Origin of the sequence: Acinetobacter sp. ANC 4178 (genome assembly GCF_004331175.1) — a bacterium.
Lineage (GTDB): Bacteria > Pseudomonadota > Gammaproteobacteria > Pseudomonadales > Moraxellaceae > Acinetobacter.
The window spans coordinates 1-20,314 of sequence record NZ_SJOD01000004.1; the positions used below are offsets into that span (position 1 = coordinate 1).

Sequence of the window (20,314 nt, forward strand, 5' to 3'; positions counted from 1 at the left end):
ATGTGTAAATAAGACCATAACCAATAGTCATAAACAGTTGTGCTGGCGACAATAGCAAGAGTGAACCACCTGATCCCTTCCCGAACTCAGAAGTGAAACCTCTTAGCGCTGATGGTAGTGTGGGGTTACCCATGTGAGAGTAAGTCATCGCCAGCTCATTATTCAAACACCCCCTGGTCATCAGATCAGGGGGTGTTTCTCTATCTGGAAAATAATACTTTATTTCCACACAGATCCTGATAAATATAGAAAATTATTAAAATATAGAAGATATTATTCATGCTTCAACAATCAGAATAGAGCGTATCATTTCTAAAGGGCATAGTTCTCCTGATATAGGTTGGTATGATCAGGATGAGAATGAATGGGTCATGATTGTTGACGGAAAAGCAACTTTAGAATTTGAGGATGGTTCAAAGCGTGAATTGTCTACAGGCGATTACATAAATATCCCTGCACATGTTAAACACAAGGTGCTATGGACCGATCCAAATCAAATCACCATCTGGCTAGCTATTTTTTACAAGTCTTAAGTCATTACACGACAAGCTCGTTTATTGAGGTGGTAAAGTTAGTAAGTTTGCTATATAGCGGCTGTTGATATTCTATTTTGGCAACCAAATAAATATACAGGTTAGTGCAACTGAATTTTCGTAGTTCTGCTTTAGTTTGTTATGGCGTGTAGCAATGCCTTTAATAAATTGATTGAGTCTTGCAAATGTATTCTCAACTAAGTGTCTGATTTTATATAAATACCAATCGATATAATCATTGTTGGATAGGGTATTAGATTTCTTTAGAATATTTACCTTGGTTACTGTTTTTTCTATTGGTTCTCTCAGTGCTTTCGAGTCATATCCCTTATCAGCATAGAGAACATCCGTATCTTTTAAGTCTATTTGATCAATCAATGTAGGAAGGACTTTCACATCATGAGTTAAAAAATGAATTGGGTTGCCAATTCAATCTATTGCTAAATGAATCTTAGAACTGTTTCCACCTACACTCTTAGAAATAGCTTGATTTTTGAGTTCTATGGAATGTTGATGAGCTCGAATATGAGGAGCGTCAATAAACCCCCATTCTAGATATGAATACTCAGATGCATATTCTTATATAACTCTACCACTCATTCCACTCTACCAGTTCTAAGTAAGTCATCTTAAATTTGTTATTGAATAATCGGAACTACTAAAAATTTAGATAGTAGATAGAAATAAGAATTAAATTCCTTAATGTATGAATAAATTTAATTTTAGCGATTTTTTGTACAGCTAATGTCAACAAACTCCAATGATATCTAATTTGTGTTGCTGATATTAATATAATTTTTAATTTTTTTATTTTACGTTGAATATGTTGTAAAGCTATAATTTTTAAATAAATACTGCAGTTTAAATCATTTAGTTAGATTTTATTCTTCGATTTCAAACAGTTGTTCCGTGGAATCGAAATGTATTATATAAATTTATGTGACAATTTTATTAAAATAGTTACATAATGCCAATATTATTTAGTTTTAATCATATTAAAATAGTCGGATTAAATAGTTCTCCATTTTAACTAGTCCTCTAGTTACCAGCCTGCATCTTCCCCAAGTTGTAGGTTTTTTTTATTTTAATAATTTATTTTTGAGGCTCTAAATATATTTTTTTATAAAAAACAAATGATTTATTTACATTTATAGTATTAATATTATTAATGTACTTCAAGTTTCTGAATTTTATAAATTAATTTTAATTTTTTGAAGTGATTTGATCATGAACTAATCGTTCAATTAATCTATGTTCTTTCTCTAGATTTCATATTTTATGATTATTACTATATAGGCGATTTTTTACTTGTGGTGTCAGGATGCTGATTGGTGTAAATGACGTAATTGTCAATACAGATTTAATTCAATATATGGAAATTAAGAGTGAATCTCCTTTTGTTGTTGTAATACATTTTAATGTGGGTAGTGTAAAAAGGTTAAAATTCAAGAATCTGAACGAGCAAGAGAAATTTATTGAAAGAATCGGCGCAGAGCTTCCTAGCTATTACTAAATTATAGAAACCACCTCAGGTGGTTTTTTATGAATAATTTGGGGGCTTTGGATGCTAATCCTCTTTTATATTGCAGTTCGCCATACTTAATTGTGTATTCAATGTGGAAGAGGAGTAGTTCTTTATGGCTTTGTTGTACAAAGATTTAAAAATTAAAATTTACCTAAGTTATCTGAATTTAAGATACAACTCGGGTGTGAGGTCTACCTAAATCCGTAAATTTATTTAAGACAGCTACTCGTGCATGCATCTCATTGACTTGGCTTTGAAAGTTTCTCGCACTGAGTTTGTCCCCCAATAATTTGATGCAATGTATCTCGGCTTCTACCAGACTTCTGCGATGATAGCCTGACTAATTTTTCCATATTGTTCTTCCTAAATGCTTAACTGTTCGTAGTACCTCATTGCGCTCTACCGAGTAAATCCTTTTATCTTTCCATGGCTTCGCATTTTTCCTAGGTGGAATCACTGCTTGTGCTTGCCGATCTACAATGACCTGACGGCATTGTTTTGTGTCGTAAGCTCCATCGGTATAAAGAATCAATTTGTTCAACAGATGGAATCTGATCGAGTAAATTACCAAGTACATGTGAATCACTCACATTGTTAGTCGTGAGCTGAACTGCCCGTAATTGGTTGTACGATAAATTTTAGGTGTAGGCTTATTCATTTGAAAATTATATTGTGGAATAAGCCTTTAGAGATAGGTTTGTGCAACAAAGCCCTTTCTATACCACTTTATCTAATTGGAATTGATTTAATTACCATACGTAACATCATCCACCATGCATAAATTGAAGCGACTGAATGTGAGGCATTTATATCATCCAACAATCCATGAGCAATTTGATTTCGAAGATTAAAGCCCAATGAATCTGTAAAAAGACTTTTAATTTCAAAAGATAAGTTTTTGCCAAAAACGGAATCTGCTTCAGGTAAATCCATAATCGTACTTAACCCATTTTCAGTCTCGATCCCATCAGAACCGATGGTGCTTGTATGAGCACCAGCATCTTTTAATTTTAGTCGCACAAAGTGTTCTAGTTGAGGACAGAGCAAATGCAATGCTAGACCAAATTCTCTTTCAAAGCCCAGCCAAAGTGCATTTGCAGTTAAGTAAACCCTATCATCAGGGACCAATAGGGATTCTTTACATATACTGATAAATAAATCTTTAGTAAATCTATGCTCTAAACATAACTGATGCAATGCCGGCAGTATTGCGCCCTTAACATCAAATTCCATTTGAATTGAGAATTGCATCTGAATTTGATGACGAAGTGAGTTATCAGTTAAAGTATCTTCCGTAAAAGCCTTCATATCCAAAGGTGGTGTTTTAGCGATTAAGCGGCCATCATTGCTCAAATGGCGACCACCAAAAAGGCTAGCGAAAAAACTCTGACTCACGGATTCTTTTGCAGACTTTAAAATTTGTTCATAATTTGGCTCAGATGCTAACCCCACAAAAAAAAGTATAGCTGTAAATGCATTCTGTTTTCCTGTCACGTAATTAGTGGCTGATAGAACAATTTCTGAAATATCAATTGAATCTGTTTGAAAGATTGCCATCTCTTCAACTGCAGCTTGACCAGTTGATGTTATCTTACTTCGTACTTGTAGAATTCTATTTTCAACTCCATAGGCTTTTCTGTGGCTTTTTGGGATTTTTCGGTATTCTTGAAGAGCTTCTTCATAAAATGAGTTTGCAACTAAGTTGTTATTAGCTCTGTTATCAGCTTCAAATTCTGCACATTCTGCTACTAATATAAGGCATTCAATTTGTTCCGAAATATTTGAATGTTGTTGGAATTTTTTAGCAGCTAGTTTGTAGTAAGAACTCGCAGAATTAAAATCGTTATTTTCTTTAAGTGAATTTGCGATGTCTTTTAATCTAGCTGCAATTTCCCCTCTGATCTCATGATCGATGTTTAATTTATCCAGTAGATTAGCAATCCATAAATTTAAAAATTTGTAATCTGGATTATCTTGAGACAGGGCTGAATGCAACTTAATAATGATTCCGTCTAAACGTTCTGAATCTCTAATTTGTATGCAAAGCCTTATAGCGCGCTCTACTCCGTCATTTACCCCTTTAAGCCAAGTATCTTTATTTATTTCTGGTAGGGCATAATTATCAATAGCAATTTTTGCATGGATTGGATTTCTTGGCTTATTAAGTAGCCATAATAAGTCGGCAAGCCTTGCTTTAAGATAAGAGTTATCGACATCATCTAAAATTTCTGCAATGAAAAGCAATTCGATTTGATTCAGATTTTCGAGATCAAAAGTTTTAGTACCATTCAGATGATTCTCATACATGGGGCGATAAGGAATATTAATACTAGTTGGGGCTAAAGACATTGATGCAATTTTTGACAAAAATCTAAGGGCTGTTGAGCAATCAATTTTTCCAGCTTTTTCCATTTCGTTTGCTTCAATATCTAAGTTGCGCATTAATGATAAATTGCAATAATCATTCTCTGGTTTGATTCTATTCAGATTACAGTCAACAAATGCTTGCTTACTTAAATTGATTGAATTATTCATAATTAGCTATATACCTTACTTAACACTATAAAATTATGTTTCAAACCAAGAGACCAGCCTAGGTACTCGTGAAAAGGCTCACATACGCTGAGCAAAAATTTGATGTAAACATAGAGCCAGTCTTTCATATTTTCTATGTAGTGGCTTACATCTAAAGTGATAAAATATGGCATATTTTTTAAAGTATACAAATTTTGAAATAATTTTCTTAAAAAAGATTTGTATACTATTTTGTATACCTTTTATCTCCTAATCAAGCATTGCAGGTACAAACGGATACAACTTTAAAAAATTTTAAACTATTGTAAATACTAGAGAAAACTACCCAATGCTAACCCTTCCAATGACAACTAAACTCGGTGGTTTCTACCTCTTTTACTATTGTATTGTTGGGACATTCATGCCGTATTGGAGCCTTTATTTAGAAGATCAAGGCTTTAATTTTCAAGAAATTGGTGTTTTATCATCAATAGCAATTATCACTCGTTTTTTTGCACCATTTATATGGGGGTGGGTGGCTGATAAGTCTGGTAAACGGATGTTATTGGTCAGAATCGCGACTTGGATGGAAGCGTGTATATGGTTTTTAATTTTTATCATACCAAATAGTTTTCAGTCGATTGCCTTACTAATGTTGATTTTCAGTTTTTTCCAAAATGCAATTTTGGCGCAATTTGAAGGTGTCACACTATTTTGGTTGGGGGAAAAAAGAGCGGAGTTATATGGCAAAGTTCGAAAATGGGGGTCTATAGGTTTTATCGCAGGTGTATTTTGTATAGGCGCATTATTAGAAATAATTCCTATATCTATGCTACCCATTTTATTACTCTGCATCTCATTTTTAGCTTTCTTGTGGTCATTTACTATTCATGAGCCTAAAAGTGCACCAAAATCACAGAAACAACTTGAACCACTATGGCCAATTATAAAAAAACCAGTAGTCGCATCCTTTTTCATTATTGAATTTATTATGTTGCTATCACATGCACCTTTTTATAGTTTTTATAGTAATTATCTTAAGCAGGTTGGTTATTCAACCACAGAAATTGGATTTTTATGGGCGATTGGTGTGATTGCAGAAATTATTATGTTTGCTTTTGCCAATATCTTTCTTAAAAAATTCTCGTGGCGTTTCTTAGTGAGCACTTGTTTGATACTGACGGGTGTTCGATGGTTATTGGTTGGTTTTTTCCCGAATATGTTTTTGATGCAATTATTCGCTCAAACGATTCATGCTTTTAGTTTTGGTCTTTTTCATATGATTGCCATGCGCATTATCTTTGAAAATTTTATGTCTGGACAGCAGGGACGTGGACAGGCACTTTATAGCACAATGTGGGGATTAGGTGTCGCTTCGGGGAGTTTATTGGCTGGTAAATACTGGACTGAAATTTCAGGTGAACATGTCTTTATGATTGCTGGACTTTCTGTATTTATGGGCTTAATTTTTGTTGCGGGATTGCCCAATAAAATACAGAAAGACCATTTAGCTGAGCTTAAATCTTAATTTCACTATATTTTTTTGCCCAAGGCTGTGCTTGTTCCAATTGTTGTGCCAATTGTAAAAGTCGATCTTCTCGTCCGAATGGTGCAACAAATTGCGAGCCTAAGGGAAGTTGATTGTTATTCCAATAAAGTGGAACGGACATTGCGGGTAAGCCTGTAATATTGGCTAATTGGGTGAATGGTACCCACTTCAGATTTTCTTTAATGATTTTCTCAATCAATTTTCCTTCTGCGAGTCGATGTGCTTGTCCTATTTTGAGTAGACCTTTTAACAATTGTTTTTGCCATAGAGGTGTTTTAATCTCACCATTTTTAGGTGCTGTGGTCGCAGTTGATGGAATGAGATATAAATCATATTGTTCAAAAAAATGATTCATTTGTGCTGCATATTGGCCCCAATTATTAAGGTTGTGAATATATTGTAATGCTGTTGTGGTTTCACCAAATGCAGCCAAAGCCAATGAATCCAGTTCAAAATCATCATTTTGAATATTAAGTTGAGACCGTGTTTCTTGAATGGTATAGGCAAACTGGCTAAACCAAGTGGTGATAAAGTCTTTCGCTAATGACATGCCATTAATGGGAGGTTGGGCCTCTACCACAATGTGTCCCAAAGATTCGAGTAACTTTGCAGTATGTAAAATGGCTGCTTCTGCTTCACTAGAAACTTTGGTTCCTATAGGAGATTTCACACTATAGGCAATTTTGAGCTGCTTCGGTGGGCGTTGAATAATATCTAGATAGTTTTGTTCTGGTGTTTTAATTGAAAAAAGAGAATGTAATTCAGCGCCATGTGTAGCATCCAACATCGCTGCACTATCTCGCACCGATTTAGTCAACACATGTTGCATAGCTGCTCCATGCATGGCTTCACTTAAATGTGGCCCCCACGGTGTTCGACCTCGACTAGGCTTTAGACCGAACAAACCACAATAAGAAGCTGGGATACGAATAGAACCGCCACCATCACCTGCACCTGCGAGAGGCACTATTCCCGCGGCAACAGCCGATGCAGATCCTCCTGAAGAACCGCCACTATTGTGCTTTAAATTCCATGGGTTGTGACAGGTTCCCCAAGCTTCTGGTTCTGTAATACCTTTTATTCCAAATTCAGGTGTATTGGTTCGGCCAAACGTCACAATACCTGCTTTTTCCCAGCGATTGACAATTTCAGAATTGGTTTGAGCAATATAATTTGCACGTTTAAATGCTTTACTACCAAAGGTACTCGGATAACCTTTAAACTCTTGGAATAAATCTTTAACTAGAAAAGGAACGCCGGCAAAGGGACCTTGAAGAGATTGCTGAGAGCGTTTTTGAGCATAATCATGCATTGGAATGGTAATGGCATTTAGCTTGGGATTTACTTCCGCAGCTCTTAAGAGTGCTGTGAGCAGCAATTCATGAGGATGAACTTCTTTTTTAGCGACCAGTTCAGCTAATCCTAAACCATCATACTGTTGATATTCCGAAAATTTCATTATTGTTTTACTCCAGATTTACTGCCTTATATTCATTAAGTCGAAATAATGATCTGATTTCGTCCTTGTGCTTTTGCACTATAAAGGGCTTGGTCTGCTTGAACAATCAGTTGTTGTAATGTTCCAGATAAAGGCAAGCTTTGATGTGCGATTCCAATACTGATGGTCATCTGAATTTGAAACTGATTTTCAATATTTAAAACAGCAGTTTCGATGCTATGGTGAATGCGTTCAGCTAATTCAATTGCCTCTTTTAGTGGTGTATTGAGCGTTAGCACAGTGAATTCTTCACCGCCAATACGTGCGAATAAGTCATCAAAACCAATTTTTTGTTTTACTAATTTTGCGAACTCTTGTAAGACTAAATCACCTACATGATGACCATATCGATCATTCATTTGCTTAAAATGGTCAATATCTATCATTAAAATGCTTACAGATTTGTTCTGAGATTCTTGAATAAATAATTGACTTTGTTCCAGAAAATATCTTCGATTCAATGTATTTGTTAGACTGTCATGATTCGCATAGTCGAGAACTTGACGATAAAGCTTTTGACGATTTTGGCTAATTGCACACAGAATGAGCGGTGCAATTCCAAGCATACATAACCCAATACGAATAGATATGGTTGTGCTTAAGAAAGCATTGGATGAAGAGGATAAGTAAAAATAAGTTAGGCTATGATAGGTCACCATGCAGACAACACTATTAATAAAAGCAACAGTGAATAATCTATAACTCAGTGCTGCCCAAATTAAGGCTGCTAGAGGATAAAGTAGTGAGCCTGGGCCAAAAAATATGTGCGTGAAAGCGACTGAAATGATAATGGCGATAAAAGGTAAAATATCACTGGTTTTTAGAGGTTCAGTAAAGAGTTCAAAAATCCATTGCCGACTTTCTTCTTTTGTTGGGAATGTAAGAATTAAGGGGAGGAAAGTCACAAAGTTAACAATTTCACCTGTCCACCACATACCAAATTCAGTCCAAAAACGGTCTGGGGACATAAAACTGTTAGGGATATGTGTGATACTTTGAACTGCAAAAATAGCGCTTAGTAGGCAGCCTCCTAAAGTACACATGGTGAATAAATATAGAAAGCTGAAGCCTTTATTATAGTCACGATAATCCAGTTTTGTGTGATGGACTAGAATTAAAGGGATGGAGACACTAATCAAATTCGAGATAGTTAAATACAGTGTAATTTCAATTGAATTGCCTGTAACCAAGTCTGCAAGGAGATAGGCTGTAATTGCACCCAACCAGCCTCCAAGGATATTGAGCTTTGGAAATCGTAAGAACAACCCTAATAATATAGGGTTAGCAGGCCATAATAAGGCCAAAAAAGTGATTGGACGTGTAAATATACCGATTAGACAGCAGGTAAAAATTACGATTGCGATGATTAAAAAAGCATATGATTGTTGTTGAATTGAAGGAGTTATAAGTTGTTTGCTTTGCATTTGCAAATAATCATCCTTAATTTAAGCATTATGATTTTCGATCAATTGAAGAAAATAAACGTAAACTCAATATTAGCTTTGATTTTAAAAGCTGTTTGAAATCATTCTATAGATTTTGAATACGAAAGTGCTAGTACTCGATGATGAAAGTGCATTTTATTATACAAATAGATTGTAGTGAAATGGTTATAAGTGATGGTTTTGCTTAAAAATATGATAACGTATTTGCAGGGATGCAATGGCTGATTAACTATATGAAAAAAGCATATCTTACAGTGGTCTTGATGTTATGTTCAACAATGAGCATGGCAAATGAAGGTTCTACTGCAACGCAAAATGCTCAAGATGAGGCAGATCGTGGTGCCAATACGATTCGTATTATGACGCGACCTGAAATTGTAGGTTTGTGGGGAATGGAAATTCCAAATAATAAAAAATGTATTGAATACTATAATTTTAAAAGCAATAACGATGTATTTATTAAAAGTGGTCAAGAATGGTCTACAGGAATCTATGATTATCAGGCTTCGAAAGATGTTGCGGCTCAACTTCCTGTTTTAATGTTACAGGTGAAATACGATAATAATGAAACAGACTGTTCTGGGTATAAGCAAGACCAGTCAGGTGAAATTTCTCAGTATTTTGTACAATGGAAAAATCCAACGACCATTAATTTCTGTAACAATGAAAAAGCAGGACAGTGCTTTGCCACTTTGCGTCGTGTCTTGCCATAAGTTATTTTTTGGAAAATGACTTTATATAAGTGAATAAAAAAGCCAGTCAATTGACTGGCTTTTTTATTGAGTAGAAACTGCCTAATTAAGACGCCGCTTTTTCAGCTTGACCTTCAAGTTGCTTCAACAAATGCTTTTCTAGATAGTGAATATCCATTGCATGTTTGCAGAAGTTTTTGTCTTGTAGAATTAAATCCTTGTGCAAAGGAATATTGGTTTTAATTCCTGTTAGGATCATTTCATCTAAGGCTTGGCGCATACGAGCAATACAGGTCTCACGATCTTTACCATGTGCAATAAGCTTGGCGATCATTGAGTCGTAGTAAGGAGGAATGCTATAACCCTGATAAATATGTGAGTCTAAGCGAATGCCTGCACCACCTGGTGTATAGAAGTGCTCAATTTTGCCTGGAGAAGGCATAAATGTAGTAGGATCTTCTGCATTGATACGACATTCCATTGCATGACCTTTACATTCAACATCTTCTTGAGCAATTTCAAGTCCAAGACCTGCGGCAATACGTAATTGCTGCTCAATAATGTCGATGCCTGTCACCATTTCAGTCACAGGGTGCTCTACTTGAACACGGGTATTCATCTCGATAAAGAAGAATTCACCATCTTCAAATAAGAACTCGAATGTACCTGCACCACGGTATTGCATAAGCTTACAAGCATTCACACATGCTTCTAAAATGTCTGCACGTGCTTGTTCTGGTAAGTTTGGTGCTGGCGCTTCTTCGAGCACTTTTTGGTGGCGACGTTGTAAAGAACAGTCACGATCAAATAAGTGGATTGCATGACCATTACCATCACCCAGAACTTGGATTTCGACGTGACGTGGTTTTTGTAGGAAACGTTCCATATAGACCGTATCATCACCAAACCACATTTCTGCGTCACGTTGAGCTGCTTGTACAGACTCAAGTAGGGTGTCTACCTGTTCTACAATACGCATACCACGACCACCGCCACCAGAAGCTGCTTTCACAATCAGTGGAAAGCCAATTTCTTTTGCTTCAGCAAGGGCATTTTGTGGTGTTACTGCATTTGCAGAACCGGGTACGGTTGGTACACCAGCTTTACGCATTGCGGTAATTGCAGAAACTTTATTCCCCATCAGGCGAATATGTTCTGGGCGTGGGCCAATAAAGATGAAGCCAGAGTTTTCTACAATTTCAGCAAACTCAGCATTCTCAGATAAGAAGCCATAGCCAGGGTGGATGGCATCTGCACCTGTAATTTCTGCTGCAGTAATAATTGCAGGAATATTTAAATAGCTCTCGCTACTCGCTCCTGGACCAATGCAGACAGCTTCATCACAAAAACGTAAATGCATTAGGTCTTTGTCAGCATCAGAATAGATACCAACCGTTTTGATTCCTAATGTTTTGCAAGCACGGGTGATACGTAAAGCGATTTCACCTCGGTTTGCAATTAGAACTTTTTGCAACATTGTGAGACCCCGTGGTGTTATGCGCGATAGCGGAATAAAGGTTGACCGAATTGGATCACTTCACCGTTTTTCACAAGAATTTCTTCAATTACGCCGCTTTGAGTTGCTTCAATCGGGTTCATGATTTTCATTGCTTCAATAATGCCAAGAGTTTCACCAGCAGTTACCGTTTGACCCACTTTAATAAATGTTGCTTCACCTGGGCTTGGTGCTGCATAAAACACACCAACCATTGGTGAAGTTTCAACTGCACCACGTGGTGCAGATTTTGGTGCAGATGGAGCACCAGCTGATGGAGTTGGCATTGCAGGAATTGCTGCAGCAACGACTGGACTACGACGAGTCAATGCAATCGATTGATCACCTTCTTTGACTTCGATCGCTTGTAAGTCAGATTCAATCATCAAATCGATGAGTTTCTTGATTTTACGAATATCCATGAGACAGTATTCCTGATTATGATTACTTAGATGGTTGAATTTTTTCGAGGGCATAATCGAGTGCAGCGGCATAGCCTTTAGCACCCAAACCGCAAATTACGCCAACGGCTTTATCGGAAAGATAGGAGTGATGTCGAAATGCTTCACGGGCATGAACATTTGACAAATGCACTTCAATAAAAGGTATTGCTACGCCAAGAAGGGCATCACGTACTGCAACTGAGGTATGTGTCAGTGCTGCAGGATTAATAATGATGAACTGTACGCCTTCTTGTTGCGCTTGATGAATTCGGTCGACAATGGCACCTTCCCAATTACTTTGAAAAGTATTGAGCGTTGTTGATGCTTTTTGCGCTTGAGAGATGAGTTGCTGATTGATATCCTCTAGGGTCAAGTAACCATATACTTCAGGTTCTCGTTTTCCTAGTAAGTTTAAATTCGGTCCATGAATGACCAAAATGGTCGAACTCATTCAGCACGCTCCAATTCTAAGTTTGCAATGTTACTTTGCAAGATCTCTGCAAAGTTTGCTTATTATGGCATAATATCCTACAAGTCTTTTGATTTTTCTTTGAATTGTTGTAGAAGTTATGTGCCAGAACTTGGGACATATATTGCGAACTTTGCTGACAATTGGCAATGTTAAAAAATGACAAAATTTACGATATAGCAGTTATTTTCTTTTAAGGTATCAATTGACCAAAATAGCTCACTTACAAGTCGTTTGGCTGAATAGAGAATCATCAATTGTTAACATTTCATTCCAACATGTCGTGTAACGTGGTGAGCGATGTAGTTGTTTCATCTTCCATGCCGTGCTGTTGGAATGATAACCAATTTGTATGCAATCTGAACCATAACGATGTTTCATTTTGTACAAAGTTTCCATAAGTTCTTCGCGCTGTTGAATCAAGTTGATGGGTTGCCATAAATCATCAATATGCTGGCTTTTGGGATGTAAAGCAGAAAGCATGATTGCAACTTTCACATATTTCTTATTTTCTTCAAATAAAACATCGATTTGCTGAAGAGCGGCTTTGTTTAAAACTAAAAGATCATCACTGGCATATTCCAACCCTATGGCATGTGAATGGCTTTTTTTATGTGGTGATTGAGGGATTTTTTCATACAAAGAAACATGGATGCTGGCGCAGAGTTGCTGTTGTTGCAAAAGGCGTTTATGTACACAATTGACATGAAAAATCATTGCTTGTTTTATGATCTCCTTCTGTGACAGTGCTTTGGCAAAACTACGAGATGAAAGTATGTTTTTTGCTGGTAATGTTGGATCATCTAATGCAATACAAGACTGACCTTTTAGCTCACGAATTGTGCGTGCAATAAGCACAGAAAACTCTTTACTGAGGTAATGTTCATTGGCAAAAGTTAAGTCAAAGCTATTATGAATTGCATAATGCTGTAATTTTTTACTGATTTTTCGTCCAATGCCCCAAATTTCTTCTACAGGTGTTTCGAGCAGTAGCCCTTCAAAGCTGCATAAGTCCAATGTGGGCAAAAAACAGACTTGATTAAAGCTCTTTCGTTTCTTGGCAAAGTGGTTTGCAAGTTTTGCCTGAGTTTTGGAATAACCGATTCCAATACAACACGGTAAGCCAAGCCATTGCGCAATTTTGTTCACCAGTTCTCGACAATATTGTTCGATATCGAACATTTGTGTGTAACTGGTGAGCCGTATAAAACATTCATCAATCGAGTAGGGTTCTAAGTCCTGATCATTAAAGTGCTCGCCTAAAATCTCAAAAAAACGACGTGACATGTCGGCATAGAGCGGATAATTGCTAGATAATACTTGTACGCCAGCTTTTACCGCGTCCCGTTCAATTTCGTGCCAAGGCACCGCCATAGAAATATTCAGGGCTTTGGCTTCATTGCTGCGCGAAATTATACAGCCATCGTTGTTACTGAGCACGACTACAGGCTTATCATTCAATTTGGGGTTAAATACACGTTCACAGCTGACATAACAGTTGTTAATGTCTATCAGTGCATAAAGTTCTTGATGATAAAGCTTGTCCATAGTAGTCACTTATTTGAGCTTTTTTAAAATACAGATGACAACACCCCAAATTGCAATATTTTCCTCACCGCGTGGGTAGATGTTTGGATAGTCTGGATTCTCTGCTTTTAGCCAAAACCTAAAGCCATTGTCTGCATGTTTATCCTGCATAAAGCGCTTCACCGTAAATTCGTTGTTGATGAGAGCTAATACAATATCGCCATGTTCTGCATTTAATTTACGGTCAATGAGAATTTGGTCTCCTGCATCAATCCCTGCATTTTTCATAGACAAAGAATCTACGCGTAAAACAAAAGTACTGGCTGGGTTTTTAACCAAATACTTATTTAGATCGATGTAATCTTCGATGTAGTCTTGCGCAGGCGAAGGAAATCCAGCAGCGACAGATTCAAGTGGAGATGGAATTGCCAATTCAGTTTGTAAATGAATTGGGTTCAATTGAACGTTGAGTTGACGGTCATCTTCTGGCACAGGGTGTAACCATGCTTTAATGGCCATTACTTTAGACTCGGGGACACGCATGACAACTGTTTTTTCAGTATAGTGCGATTTGCGTCCTGCATTTGCACGTTTGCCACCATGAGAGGTTTTACTGGATTCGCTCATAAATCACCTTGATAAAGTTACATAATCAAGATTAGCAGAAAAATCGAACGTGAGACAGTATATTTTGTGTAGGGATGACTTGAGGCAAACTGCACTTGGTTCTAAACTGCGGAACATCAATCATTACATTTGGTATCCACAATGGATATGGATTTAATCACTGAACAAAAACTGGTATGTGAAGAATATGGCTCGGCGTATATTGCAGTGCATGAGGATGATGTGATTGCTGTTGCTGTCGATTCGTTACATCAAGAACCTATTGTCGGTATTCGTAACAAGCCAGAAGCAGGGGAAGATGTCACTTGGTTTATTTATGCAGGTGAGCATGATGACCGTGAAGATTTCTTTCAAACGGTTTGTGTGAAGGATTTGCATAAACTTTTACCTGAAGTGCTGCCATTTTTGGCCTTGGATCACGGTTATCGTTTTATGATTGATCGGGAAGAATACGAAGATGTGTGGAAAGAAGGTGATGAAATTTAAGTGGATTGCTTAAATTTGACTGGAAATGATATGAAAATGACGGGAAATGATACGTTGAATCCAATCACAATCGTTGTGTTAAAAAGGGAAATACCCTTTAACCAGCAACTATTTCCCTAGTTGTTGTTTTACCTCTTAATAGCCATGTGAATAACATGGCTTTTTTTATTGTAGATATAGATTCAGAGAGCAATGTTGTCAAAAACTTCACAATCCGATACTTTTGAAGAAGAACAGTTGGAATAACGAAATCTATGAAATGGGATGAAATTGGCGAGCAGCCATGTTCGATTGCACGAGCTTTGTCGATTATTGGAGATCGATGGACATTATTGGTCTTGCGTAATGCATTTATGGGCATGCGTCGTTTTGATGATTTTCAGCAGCAATTGGGTGTGACTCGACATGTCTTGGCTGACCGCTTAAAGCGTTTGGTTGACCAGCAAATTTTAGAAAAAAAACCTTATATAGAGCGACAGCAACGTTTCGAGTATTGCTTAACTGAAAAAGGTCTAGAGCTTTATCCTGTATTGATGAGTATGGTGACGTGGGCCGATAAATGGATGGATGATGGTACAGGTAAGCCGATGCAACTCATGCACAAACAATGCGGTCAAATCTTTACAGCCATAACCGTTTGTTCAGAGTGTAAAGAACCGCTGAATGCACGGCAGGTCAAACCTATTTTTCGACATCATCCATTTCAATTAGAAGCTGTTCAGCCTGTAGATCAAATCAAACAGGCTTAAACCTCTTGGGTTTATAAACAATTAGCAGGTTTTGGAATACCAGCGAGGCGACTTAAATGTCGGGCAACAAGACCCGTATTGAATTTTTCTTGCAGAACGGCATTGTTAATATCTGGGCTTACGCTTTTCATTAAAAATTTAATGAGAGGGCGAGTTGCAGGTGAATGCCCAAATTGCTGATAAAACTGACGCACTGCTTGTAAAATACTCAAATGCCAATCGGTTAATTCAAGCTCAAGGCTATTTGCCAGTTCTTGAGCCACTTCTGGCGTCCAAATGGTGTAATCGACCAAATGACCATCTTGATCAAGTTCTAGATTCATCATGATATTTTTAAACCTTATTATTTAATGCTCATACAGCGCGTATGTGCCAAGCAAATGTCGGCAAATTGAGCATAAGAAATGACTTGGATATGTGTTGGCAATTGTGGTGTCAATAATGCAGCATCGGTATCGAGAACATAGAGTCGTTCGACGTGCTGTAATGCATCATGCTGTGCGTGTAAGACCGCATCTCCCATTAGCACTACACTGTCACTGCATTGCAATAAGGGTTGTAGCTGCACCAGTTTAGTACTTGCGGAAGAATAATCTGATTGAATCAAAAAAAGTGTAGATATCAGCATAAAAAATATTCATCCGTTACCAATATAAAACGTGATCAAAGTCTTGTAAAAACTGGGCGTTTAGCTCGACAAATTCAATTTCTTGCTGTGCTTGAACCACAAAAGGATGGTCTTGATTCACACTTTCCACCAAAACTGGGGTTAGGTCGTAAAATTCAAAGCTATCGACCATATTAGATGCCAGTTTAAAGGCATGCTTAACAGCATTGAACTGTTGCTCTGCTTGCAATAAACTGAGCGCAGCATTCACAAGTAACACCTTGACTTCACAGCCAAATGTCGCTAAAACCATAGTCGCAGCAAGGCTTTCATGCACGTGTAGGCTGGTTAGGTTGGCTTGGGTTAATATCACGAGTACAGTTTTCACACAATTTACCTTTTAAATGCAACAAATTCGCCAAAAATAACCACTTAAAATTGAATTAGACGTTCAGTGGATTGTACGGCATCGGCAAGTTCACCTAAACCGACCAATTCAAAGCCATGCGCTAAGTTATGTTGGTCAATATTGTGTCTTTTTGCATTTTCTTCATCTGTGATACCCCTTGCCAAAGCTGCACTTACACAAACAGGTAAGCGAATACTAAGTTTCTGCCACTCTGTCGTGAGGTTGCGTTGGTCATCAGGTACCCATTGCAGGGCGTTGGCTACGGAAACTCCGTCTTGATAAAAGAAAACACGGAATGCTTCTTGCTGTGTATGTAACGCTTGTGCAAGCCCGAGTGCATGCCAAGCATGAATAGATGTAGGAGCAGAGGTAATTAACAGTAATGTACTCATGGAATTCACTTAAAGGCTGTACCAATCGAAACTTGGAACGTCCAGACTTCATAAGAAAAAGGTAGTATACAATGATTTTAGTAACTGGTGGATTAGGCTTTATAGGCTCGCATGTCGCTCTTAGCTTAATGGCTCAGGGGCAGGAAGTCATTATTGTAGATAATTTGTCCAACGCCAATCTACAGACCTTGGAAAGACTGGAGTACATCTCTGGGATGTATGTTCCATTTGCAAAGCTAGATATTCGCAACACGCCTGCTTTGAATAAGGTCTTTGAACAGTACACAGTCAATGCTGTTGTACATACGGCTGGGTTCAAATCTTTGCAAGAGTCGGTGTTAAAGCCACTTGAGTATTACAATGACAATGTCAGTAGTATTATGAGCTTAATGCGTGCCATGCAACGAACGGGCGTACGTCATTTGGTGCATTTGTCGAGTTTAGCGGTATATGGTGAATCGGGTCTTGATCTTAAGGAAGATACGCCATTTAACTATGCTTACCCCAATCCGTATATTAAGTCTCAACAAATGATTGAGGAAATTATACGCGACACCTTTAAGACCGATGAAGAATGGAATATTGCCATTCTAAGATTGGGGAATGTGGTGGGTGCATTTGAACATGGTGTTTTAGGTGAATTTGTACAGCCATTGCCGAAAAATATTGTGCCATTGGCAATGCAGGTTGCAGCACGACAGCGCGAATATATTGATTTGCATAAGCAAGCAAAAACGGCCGATGGTACTGTAGAGCGCGGATTTGTACACGTTCTGGATAGTTGTGATGCGGTGATTGCTGCTTTGAAATGGCTATATACCCAACAGCATACGTGTGAAGCGTTTAATATTGCAGGTGAAAATTATTCGATTCAAAGTTTGTTGCAACAGATTGCTCAGGTAACAAGTGCTGAAATCAAGACAATGGATACTGATTACGCGATTGGTCAAGAGCTAGATCAGCTTGGAGCGAATACAGAGAAAGCGGAACAGCTTTTAGGCTGGAAAGCAAACCGTAGTTTGACCCAGATGTTGGAAGATGAGTGGCGTTTTTATCAAAATACGTTACGCGCATAAATAAATCAAAACCAGAGTAAGCGATAATTATTATCGTTTACTCAATCTAAATATTGCATTAAAATAACAAAGCTATTCAATACCTGAATAAGTAAAAAGATCATAGATAGATAAAGAAGATAGAGGTAAACATGCAGACACGTATTGAACATGACACCATGGGTGAAGTTGAAGTTCCTGTAGACGCAATGTGGGGGGCGCAGACTCAGCGAAGTTTACAGAACTTTAAAATTGGTGGTGAACGTTTACCTCGACCGATGATCCGAGCGATGGGGCTTGTAAAAAAAGCTGCAGCGCTCACCAATGCAGATTTGAAGCAAATTCCTCAAGAATTAGCACACTATATTGTCGATGCAGCAGAAGAAGTGATTCAAGGACAGTGGGACAGCCAATTTCCACTGGTCGTTTGGCAAACAGGTTCAGGTACGCAAAGTAACATGAACTGCAATGAAGTGATTGCCAATGTCGCCAATCAAAAATTAGGCAATCCTCTTGGTGCACAAAAACCTGTACATCCAAATGACCATGTAAACCGTGCACAATCAACCAATGATTCATTTCCTACCGCAATTCATGTTGCAGCAAGTTTGCAAATTAACGAGTTATTGATTCCCGCAGTAACACAATTGCGTAACACCTTGGATGCTAAAGCTCAAGAATTTAATGACATTGTGAAAATTGGACGTACTCATTTACAAGATGCAACGCCGTTAACTTTGGGGCAAGAGTTTAGTGGTTATGTATCCCAGCTAGATCATGGTTTAAAACGTCTACATCAGGCATTGTCAGGCTTATATGAGTTGCCTTTAGGGGGAACGGCTGTTGGTACTGGGTTAAATGCGCATCCTGATTATGCAGAAAAAGCAGCAGAGCAATTATCTCAGCTTACTGGACTCCCTTTTGTTACAGCACCAAATAAATTTGAGGCTCTTGCTGGACGTGATGCAGCGGTATTTGCATCTGGTGCATTAAAAACACTGGCAGCGAGTTTGAATAAAATTGCCAATGATATTCGTTGGTTGGCCAGTGGTCCGCGCTGTGGTTTTGGTGAAATTCGTATTCCCGAAAATGAACCAGGTTCAAGTATTATGCCTGGTAAAGTCAATCCAACCCAAAGCGAAGCTATGACCATGGTGGTTGCACAAGTGTTGGGGAATGATACAACCATTAATGTTGCAGGTGCTTCAGGGAATTTTGAACTGAATGTATTTATGCCTGTGATTGCCTATAACTTATTGCAGTCTATTCAACTATTAGGCGATGCATGTAATAGTTTTAATGAGCATTGTGCGGTCGGTATTGAACCAAACAAAGAAAAAATTGATTACTTCCTCCATAACTCACTAATGTTGGTTACAGCATTGAACCCTGTGATTGGATATGAAAATGCCGCGAAAGTTGCCAAAACTGCTTATAAGGAAGGTAAAACTTTAAAACAAGTGGCTGTAGAACTGCAATTGGTGACAGAAGAGCAATTTGATGAAGTGGTGCGTCCAGAAAATATGGTTTCTCCGAACGTAAAATAGGCTGCTGTAAAAGGAAACAAGATCAGCGGTTTTTATCTGACGCAGATGTGCGTACAATATGCATTAGATTTTTACCGCTGATGATGACCTATGCTCGATATTTATTTAACAGATGTTCAGAAACATGTGCAGTTTAAGGATTACCCTGGCGAGCATCCTGTTAAATTTATTCTTAATTTCAAAAAGATTTTCCCAAGTGTAATGGAACTATTGCTTCCAGTATTACCTGAAAATGAAAATTTAGAGGAAATGACATGGGAATCAAACACTGAAGATTTTGAATTATTTAAGTTGCTTTTAAGTGGTTGGGGTGTGATTGAATTGCGCTTAAGTGCTTTGGCAAAATTTAAAGACAAAAAATTTGCAGATGAACTAGTTAAGCGTGCACAACAAAAGCGCAAAACTGATGCCCAAAAACATGCAACATTGAAAACAGTAGAACTTGATTACCTATTCATGCACGAAATTCATGCTTTGATTGACGCTGAGTTGGTTGAGCTGGGTGAAAAATTCTATTTACCAACATTAAGAGAAATCTGGAAAGCCCACCTTCCAAATAATGTATTACAAGCCAATCTAGCTTAAGATTGATTAAAGCTCCTGATTTAAAATAAAAAACCATTTGGCATCAACGGCTAAATGGTTTTTTATTCGCTAAATGATCGAATAGGATCATAAATTTTAGTTTTATTCTAAACATTGTATAAGTGTTTCTTAAGTTTATTTTTTACCAAATATAAAAAATATAGATA

21 protein-coding genes, 1 rRNA gene and 2 pseudogenes are annotated in these 20,314 nt (G+C 37.6%); 10 read left to right on the forward strand and 14 right to left on the reverse strand.

Annotated elements, in window-relative coordinates; translation table 11 throughout:
- The first annotated feature begins 41 nt into the window (after positions 1 to 41).
- Positions 42 to 156, forward strand: a 5S ribosomal RNA gene (rrf, locus tag E0H87_RS09265).
- A gap of 179 nt (positions 157 to 335) precedes the next feature.
- Entirely contained in the window at positions 336 to 533 is a 198-nt protein-coding gene (locus E0H87_RS09270) for a cupin domain-containing protein (protein ID WP_264757388.1), read from the forward strand.
- A 72-nt stretch (positions 534 to 605) separates the two neighbouring features.
- Here E0H87_RS09270 and E0H87_RS09275 read toward each other — a convergent pair.
- Positions 606 to 1,088, reverse strand: a pseudogene (locus tag E0H87_RS09275) (IS5 family transposase); the annotation flags it as partial.
- Positions 1,089 to 1,854: 766 nt separating this feature from the next.
- On the opposite strand from E0H87_RS09275, the gene E0H87_RS09280 reads away from it, so the two are divergent.
- Positions 1,855 to 2,046, forward strand: coding sequence for a hypothetical protein (locus E0H87_RS09280; RefSeq protein ID WP_131323332.1), 192 nt, complete (start codon positions 1,855 to 1,857; stop codon positions 2,044 to 2,046).
- Positions 2,047 to 2,224: 178 nt separating this feature from the next.
- On the opposite strand, the pseudogene E0H87_RS16190 reads toward E0H87_RS09280, so the two are convergent.
- A pseudogene (locus tag E0H87_RS16190) lies at positions 2,225 to 2,681 on the reverse strand (IS5 family transposase); the annotation flags it as partial.
- Positions 2,682 to 2,784: 103 nt separating this feature from the next.
- A complete protein-coding gene (locus E0H87_RS09290; protein WP_131323333.1) occupies positions 2,785 to 4,593 on the reverse strand; it encodes a DUF4209 domain-containing protein in 1,809 nt (602 codons plus the stop codon).
- Positions 4,594 to 4,921: 328 nt separating this feature from the next.
- Between E0H87_RS09290 and E0H87_RS09295 the strand changes: the two genes are divergently transcribed.
- Positions 4,922 to 6,100 carry an MFS transporter gene (locus E0H87_RS09295; RefSeq protein WP_131323334.1) on the forward strand — a complete coding sequence of 393 codons (1,179 nt, stop codon included), beginning with the start codon at positions 4,922 to 4,924 and terminating at the stop codon, positions 6,098 to 6,100.
- Here the strand turns inward: E0H87_RS09295 and E0H87_RS09300 are convergent.
- Complete coding sequence (locus E0H87_RS09300) at positions 6,090 to 7,580, reverse strand: amidase (RefSeq protein WP_131323335.1); 1,491 nt, start codon at positions 7,578 to 7,580, stop codon at positions 6,090 to 6,092. The two genes, E0H87_RS09295 and E0H87_RS09300, sit on opposite strands and share 11 nt — an antisense overlap.
- A 35-nt stretch (positions 7,581 to 7,615) precedes the next feature.
- Positions 7,616 to 8,842: a diguanylate cyclase gene (locus E0H87_RS09305; RefSeq protein ID WP_319922777.1), complete on the reverse strand. Its 1,227-nt coding sequence runs from the start codon at positions 8,840 to 8,842 to the stop codon at positions 7,616 to 7,618.
- Between the two features lie 434 nt (positions 8,843 to 9,276).
- Here E0H87_RS09305 and E0H87_RS09310 point away from each other — a divergent pair, with 434 nt between their 5' ends.
- Positions 9,277 to 9,777 (forward strand): hypothetical protein, encoded by a 501-nt coding sequence (locus tag E0H87_RS09310; RefSeq protein ID WP_205677747.1) that lies wholly within the window; start codon positions 9,277 to 9,279, stop codon positions 9,775 to 9,777.
- 85 nt (positions 9,778 to 9,862) lie between these two features.
- Here E0H87_RS09310 and accC read toward each other — a convergent pair whose 3' ends face one another.
- The 5 genes from accC to E0H87_RS09335 form a co-directional block, all read right to left on the reverse strand.
- Positions 9,863 to 11,233: an acetyl-CoA carboxylase biotin carboxylase subunit gene (accC, locus tag E0H87_RS09315; protein WP_131323338.1), complete on the reverse strand. Its 1,371-nt coding sequence runs from the start codon at positions 11,231 to 11,233 to the stop codon at positions 9,863 to 9,865.
- A gap of 17 nt (positions 11,234 to 11,250) precedes the next feature.
- Positions 11,251 to 11,673: an acetyl-CoA carboxylase biotin carboxyl carrier protein gene (gene accB, locus E0H87_RS09320; protein ID WP_131323339.1), complete on the reverse strand. Its 423-nt coding sequence runs from the start codon at positions 11,671 to 11,673 to the stop codon at positions 11,251 to 11,253.
- A 22-nt stretch (positions 11,674 to 11,695) separates the two neighbouring features.
- Positions 11,696 to 12,145 (reverse strand): type II 3-dehydroquinate dehydratase, encoded by a 450-nt coding sequence (aroQ, locus tag E0H87_RS09325; RefSeq protein WP_131323340.1) that lies wholly within the window; start codon positions 12,143 to 12,145, stop codon positions 11,696 to 11,698.
- 237 nt (positions 12,146 to 12,382) lie between these two features.
- The gene (locus E0H87_RS09330; protein ID WP_131323341.1) at positions 12,383 to 13,711 is read right to left on the reverse strand and encodes a Y-family DNA polymerase; all 1,329 of its coding nucleotides are present in this window, start codon (positions 13,709 to 13,711) and stop codon (positions 12,383 to 12,385) included.
- 9 nt (positions 13,712 to 13,720) lie between these two features.
- A complete protein-coding gene (locus E0H87_RS09335) occupies positions 13,721 to 14,317 on the reverse strand; it encodes a LexA family protein (protein ID WP_131323342.1) in 597 nt (198 codons plus the stop codon).
- A gap of 141 nt (positions 14,318 to 14,458) precedes the next feature.
- On the opposite strand from E0H87_RS09335, the gene E0H87_RS09340 reads away from it, so the two are divergent.
- Entirely contained in the window at positions 14,459 to 14,803 is a 345-nt protein-coding gene (locus tag E0H87_RS09340; RefSeq protein WP_131323343.1) for a hypothetical protein, read from the forward strand.
- Between the two features lie 254 nt (positions 14,804 to 15,057).
- Entirely contained in the window at positions 15,058 to 15,552 is a 495-nt protein-coding gene (locus tag E0H87_RS09345; RefSeq protein WP_131323344.1) for a winged helix-turn-helix transcriptional regulator, read from the forward strand.
- Positions 15,553 to 15,563: 11 nt separating this feature from the next.
- On the opposite strand, the gene E0H87_RS09350 is transcribed toward E0H87_RS09345, so the two are convergent.
- The 4 genes from E0H87_RS09350 to tusD are packed head-to-tail and all read right to left on the reverse strand — an operon-like array spanning position 15,564 to position 16,960.
- Entirely contained in the window at positions 15,564 to 15,875 is a 312-nt protein-coding gene (locus E0H87_RS09350; RefSeq protein WP_131323644.1) for a TusE/DsrC/DsvC family sulfur relay protein, read from the reverse strand.
- Between the two features lie 20 nt (positions 15,876 to 15,895).
- Positions 15,896 to 16,180 (reverse strand): DsrH/TusB family sulfur metabolism protein, encoded by a 285-nt coding sequence (locus tag E0H87_RS09355; RefSeq protein WP_131323345.1) that lies wholly within the window; start codon positions 16,178 to 16,180, stop codon positions 15,896 to 15,898.
- A 16-nt stretch (positions 16,181 to 16,196) separates the two neighbouring features.
- Positions 16,197 to 16,547: a hypothetical protein gene (locus E0H87_RS09360; RefSeq protein WP_131323346.1), complete on the reverse strand. Its 351-nt coding sequence runs from the start codon at positions 16,545 to 16,547 to the stop codon at positions 16,197 to 16,199.
- A gap of 44 nt (positions 16,548 to 16,591) precedes the next feature.
- Entirely contained in the window at positions 16,592 to 16,960 is a 369-nt protein-coding gene (tusD, locus tag E0H87_RS09365; protein WP_131323347.1) for a sulfurtransferase complex subunit TusD, read from the reverse strand.
- A 71-nt stretch (positions 16,961 to 17,031) separates the two neighbouring features.
- Between tusD and E0H87_RS09370 the strand changes: the two genes are divergently transcribed.
- From E0H87_RS09370 to E0H87_RS09380, 3 genes are all read left to right on the forward strand, one after another.
- Complete coding sequence (locus E0H87_RS09370; RefSeq protein WP_131323348.1) at positions 17,032 to 18,036, forward strand: NAD-dependent epimerase/dehydratase family protein; 1,005 nt, start codon at positions 17,032 to 17,034, stop codon at positions 18,034 to 18,036.
- 131 nt (positions 18,037 to 18,167) lie between these two features.
- On the forward strand, positions 18,168 to 19,562 hold the full coding sequence (gene fumC / locus E0H87_RS09375) for a class II fumarate hydratase (RefSeq protein WP_131323349.1): 1,395 nt from the start codon (positions 18,168 to 18,170) through the stop codon (positions 19,560 to 19,562).
- Positions 19,563 to 19,652: 90 nt separating this feature from the next.
- Positions 19,653 to 20,147: a hypothetical protein gene (locus E0H87_RS09380; RefSeq protein WP_131323350.1), complete on the forward strand. Its 495-nt coding sequence runs from the start codon at positions 19,653 to 19,655 to the stop codon at positions 20,145 to 20,147.
- Positions 20,148 to 20,314 lie beyond the last annotated feature (167 nt).

Coding starts and splice junctions, on each gene's coding strand:
- E0H87_RS09280 (WP_131323332.1), top strand. CDS start 1,855: ATGCTGATTGGTGTAAATGACGTAATTGTCAATACAGATTTAATTCAA.
- E0H87_RS09290 (WP_131323333.1), bottom strand. CDS start 4,593: ATGAATAATTCAATCAATTTAAGTAAGCAAGCATTTGTTGACTGTAAT.
- E0H87_RS09295 (WP_131323334.1), top strand. CDS start 4,922: ATGCTAACCCTTCCAATGACAACTAAACTCGGTGGTTTCTACCTCTTT.
- E0H87_RS09300 (WP_131323335.1), bottom strand. CDS start 7,580: ATGAAATTTTCGGAATATCAACAGTATGATGGTTTAGGATTAGCTGAA.
- E0H87_RS09310 (WP_205677747.1), top strand. CDS start 9,277: ATGCAATGGCTGATTAACTATATGAAAAAAGCATATCTTACAGTGGTC.
- accC (WP_131323338.1), bottom strand. CDS start 11,233: ATGTTGCAAAAAGTTCTAATTGCAAACCGAGGTGAAATCGCTTTACGT.
- accB (WP_131323339.1), bottom strand. CDS start 11,673: ATGGATATTCGTAAAATCAAGAAACTCATCGATTTGATGATTGAATCT.
- aroQ (WP_131323340.1), bottom strand. CDS start 12,145: ATGAGTTCGACCATTTTGGTCATTCATGGACCGAATTTAAACTTACTA.
- E0H87_RS09330 (WP_131323341.1), bottom strand. CDS start 13,711: ATGGACAAGCTTTATCATCAAGAACTTTATGCACTGATAGACATTAAC.
- E0H87_RS09335 (WP_131323342.1), bottom strand. CDS start 14,317: ATGAGCGAATCCAGTAAAACCTCTCATGGTGGCAAACGTGCAAATGCA.
- E0H87_RS09340 (WP_131323343.1), top strand. CDS start 14,459: ATGGATATGGATTTAATCACTGAACAAAAACTGGTATGTGAAGAATAT.
- E0H87_RS09345 (WP_131323344.1), top strand. CDS start 15,058: ATGAAATGGGATGAAATTGGCGAGCAGCCATGTTCGATTGCACGAGCT.
- E0H87_RS09350 (WP_131323644.1), bottom strand. CDS start 15,875: ATGAATCTAGAACTTGATCAAGATGGTCATTTGGTCGATTACACCATT.
- E0H87_RS09355 (WP_131323345.1), bottom strand. CDS start 16,180: ATGCTGATATCTACACTTTTTTTGATTCAATCAGATTATTCTTCCGCA.
- tusD (WP_131323347.1), bottom strand. CDS start 16,960: ATGAGTACATTACTGTTAATTACCTCTGCTCCTACATCTATTCATGCT.
- E0H87_RS09370 (WP_131323348.1), top strand. CDS start 17,032: ATGATTTTAGTAACTGGTGGATTAGGCTTTATAGGCTCGCATGTCGCT.
- fumC (WP_131323349.1), top strand. CDS start 18,168: ATGCAGACACGTATTGAACATGACACCATGGGTGAAGTTGAAGTTCCT.
- E0H87_RS09380 (WP_131323350.1), top strand. CDS start 19,653: ATGCTCGATATTTATTTAACAGATGTTCAGAAACATGTGCAGTTTAAG.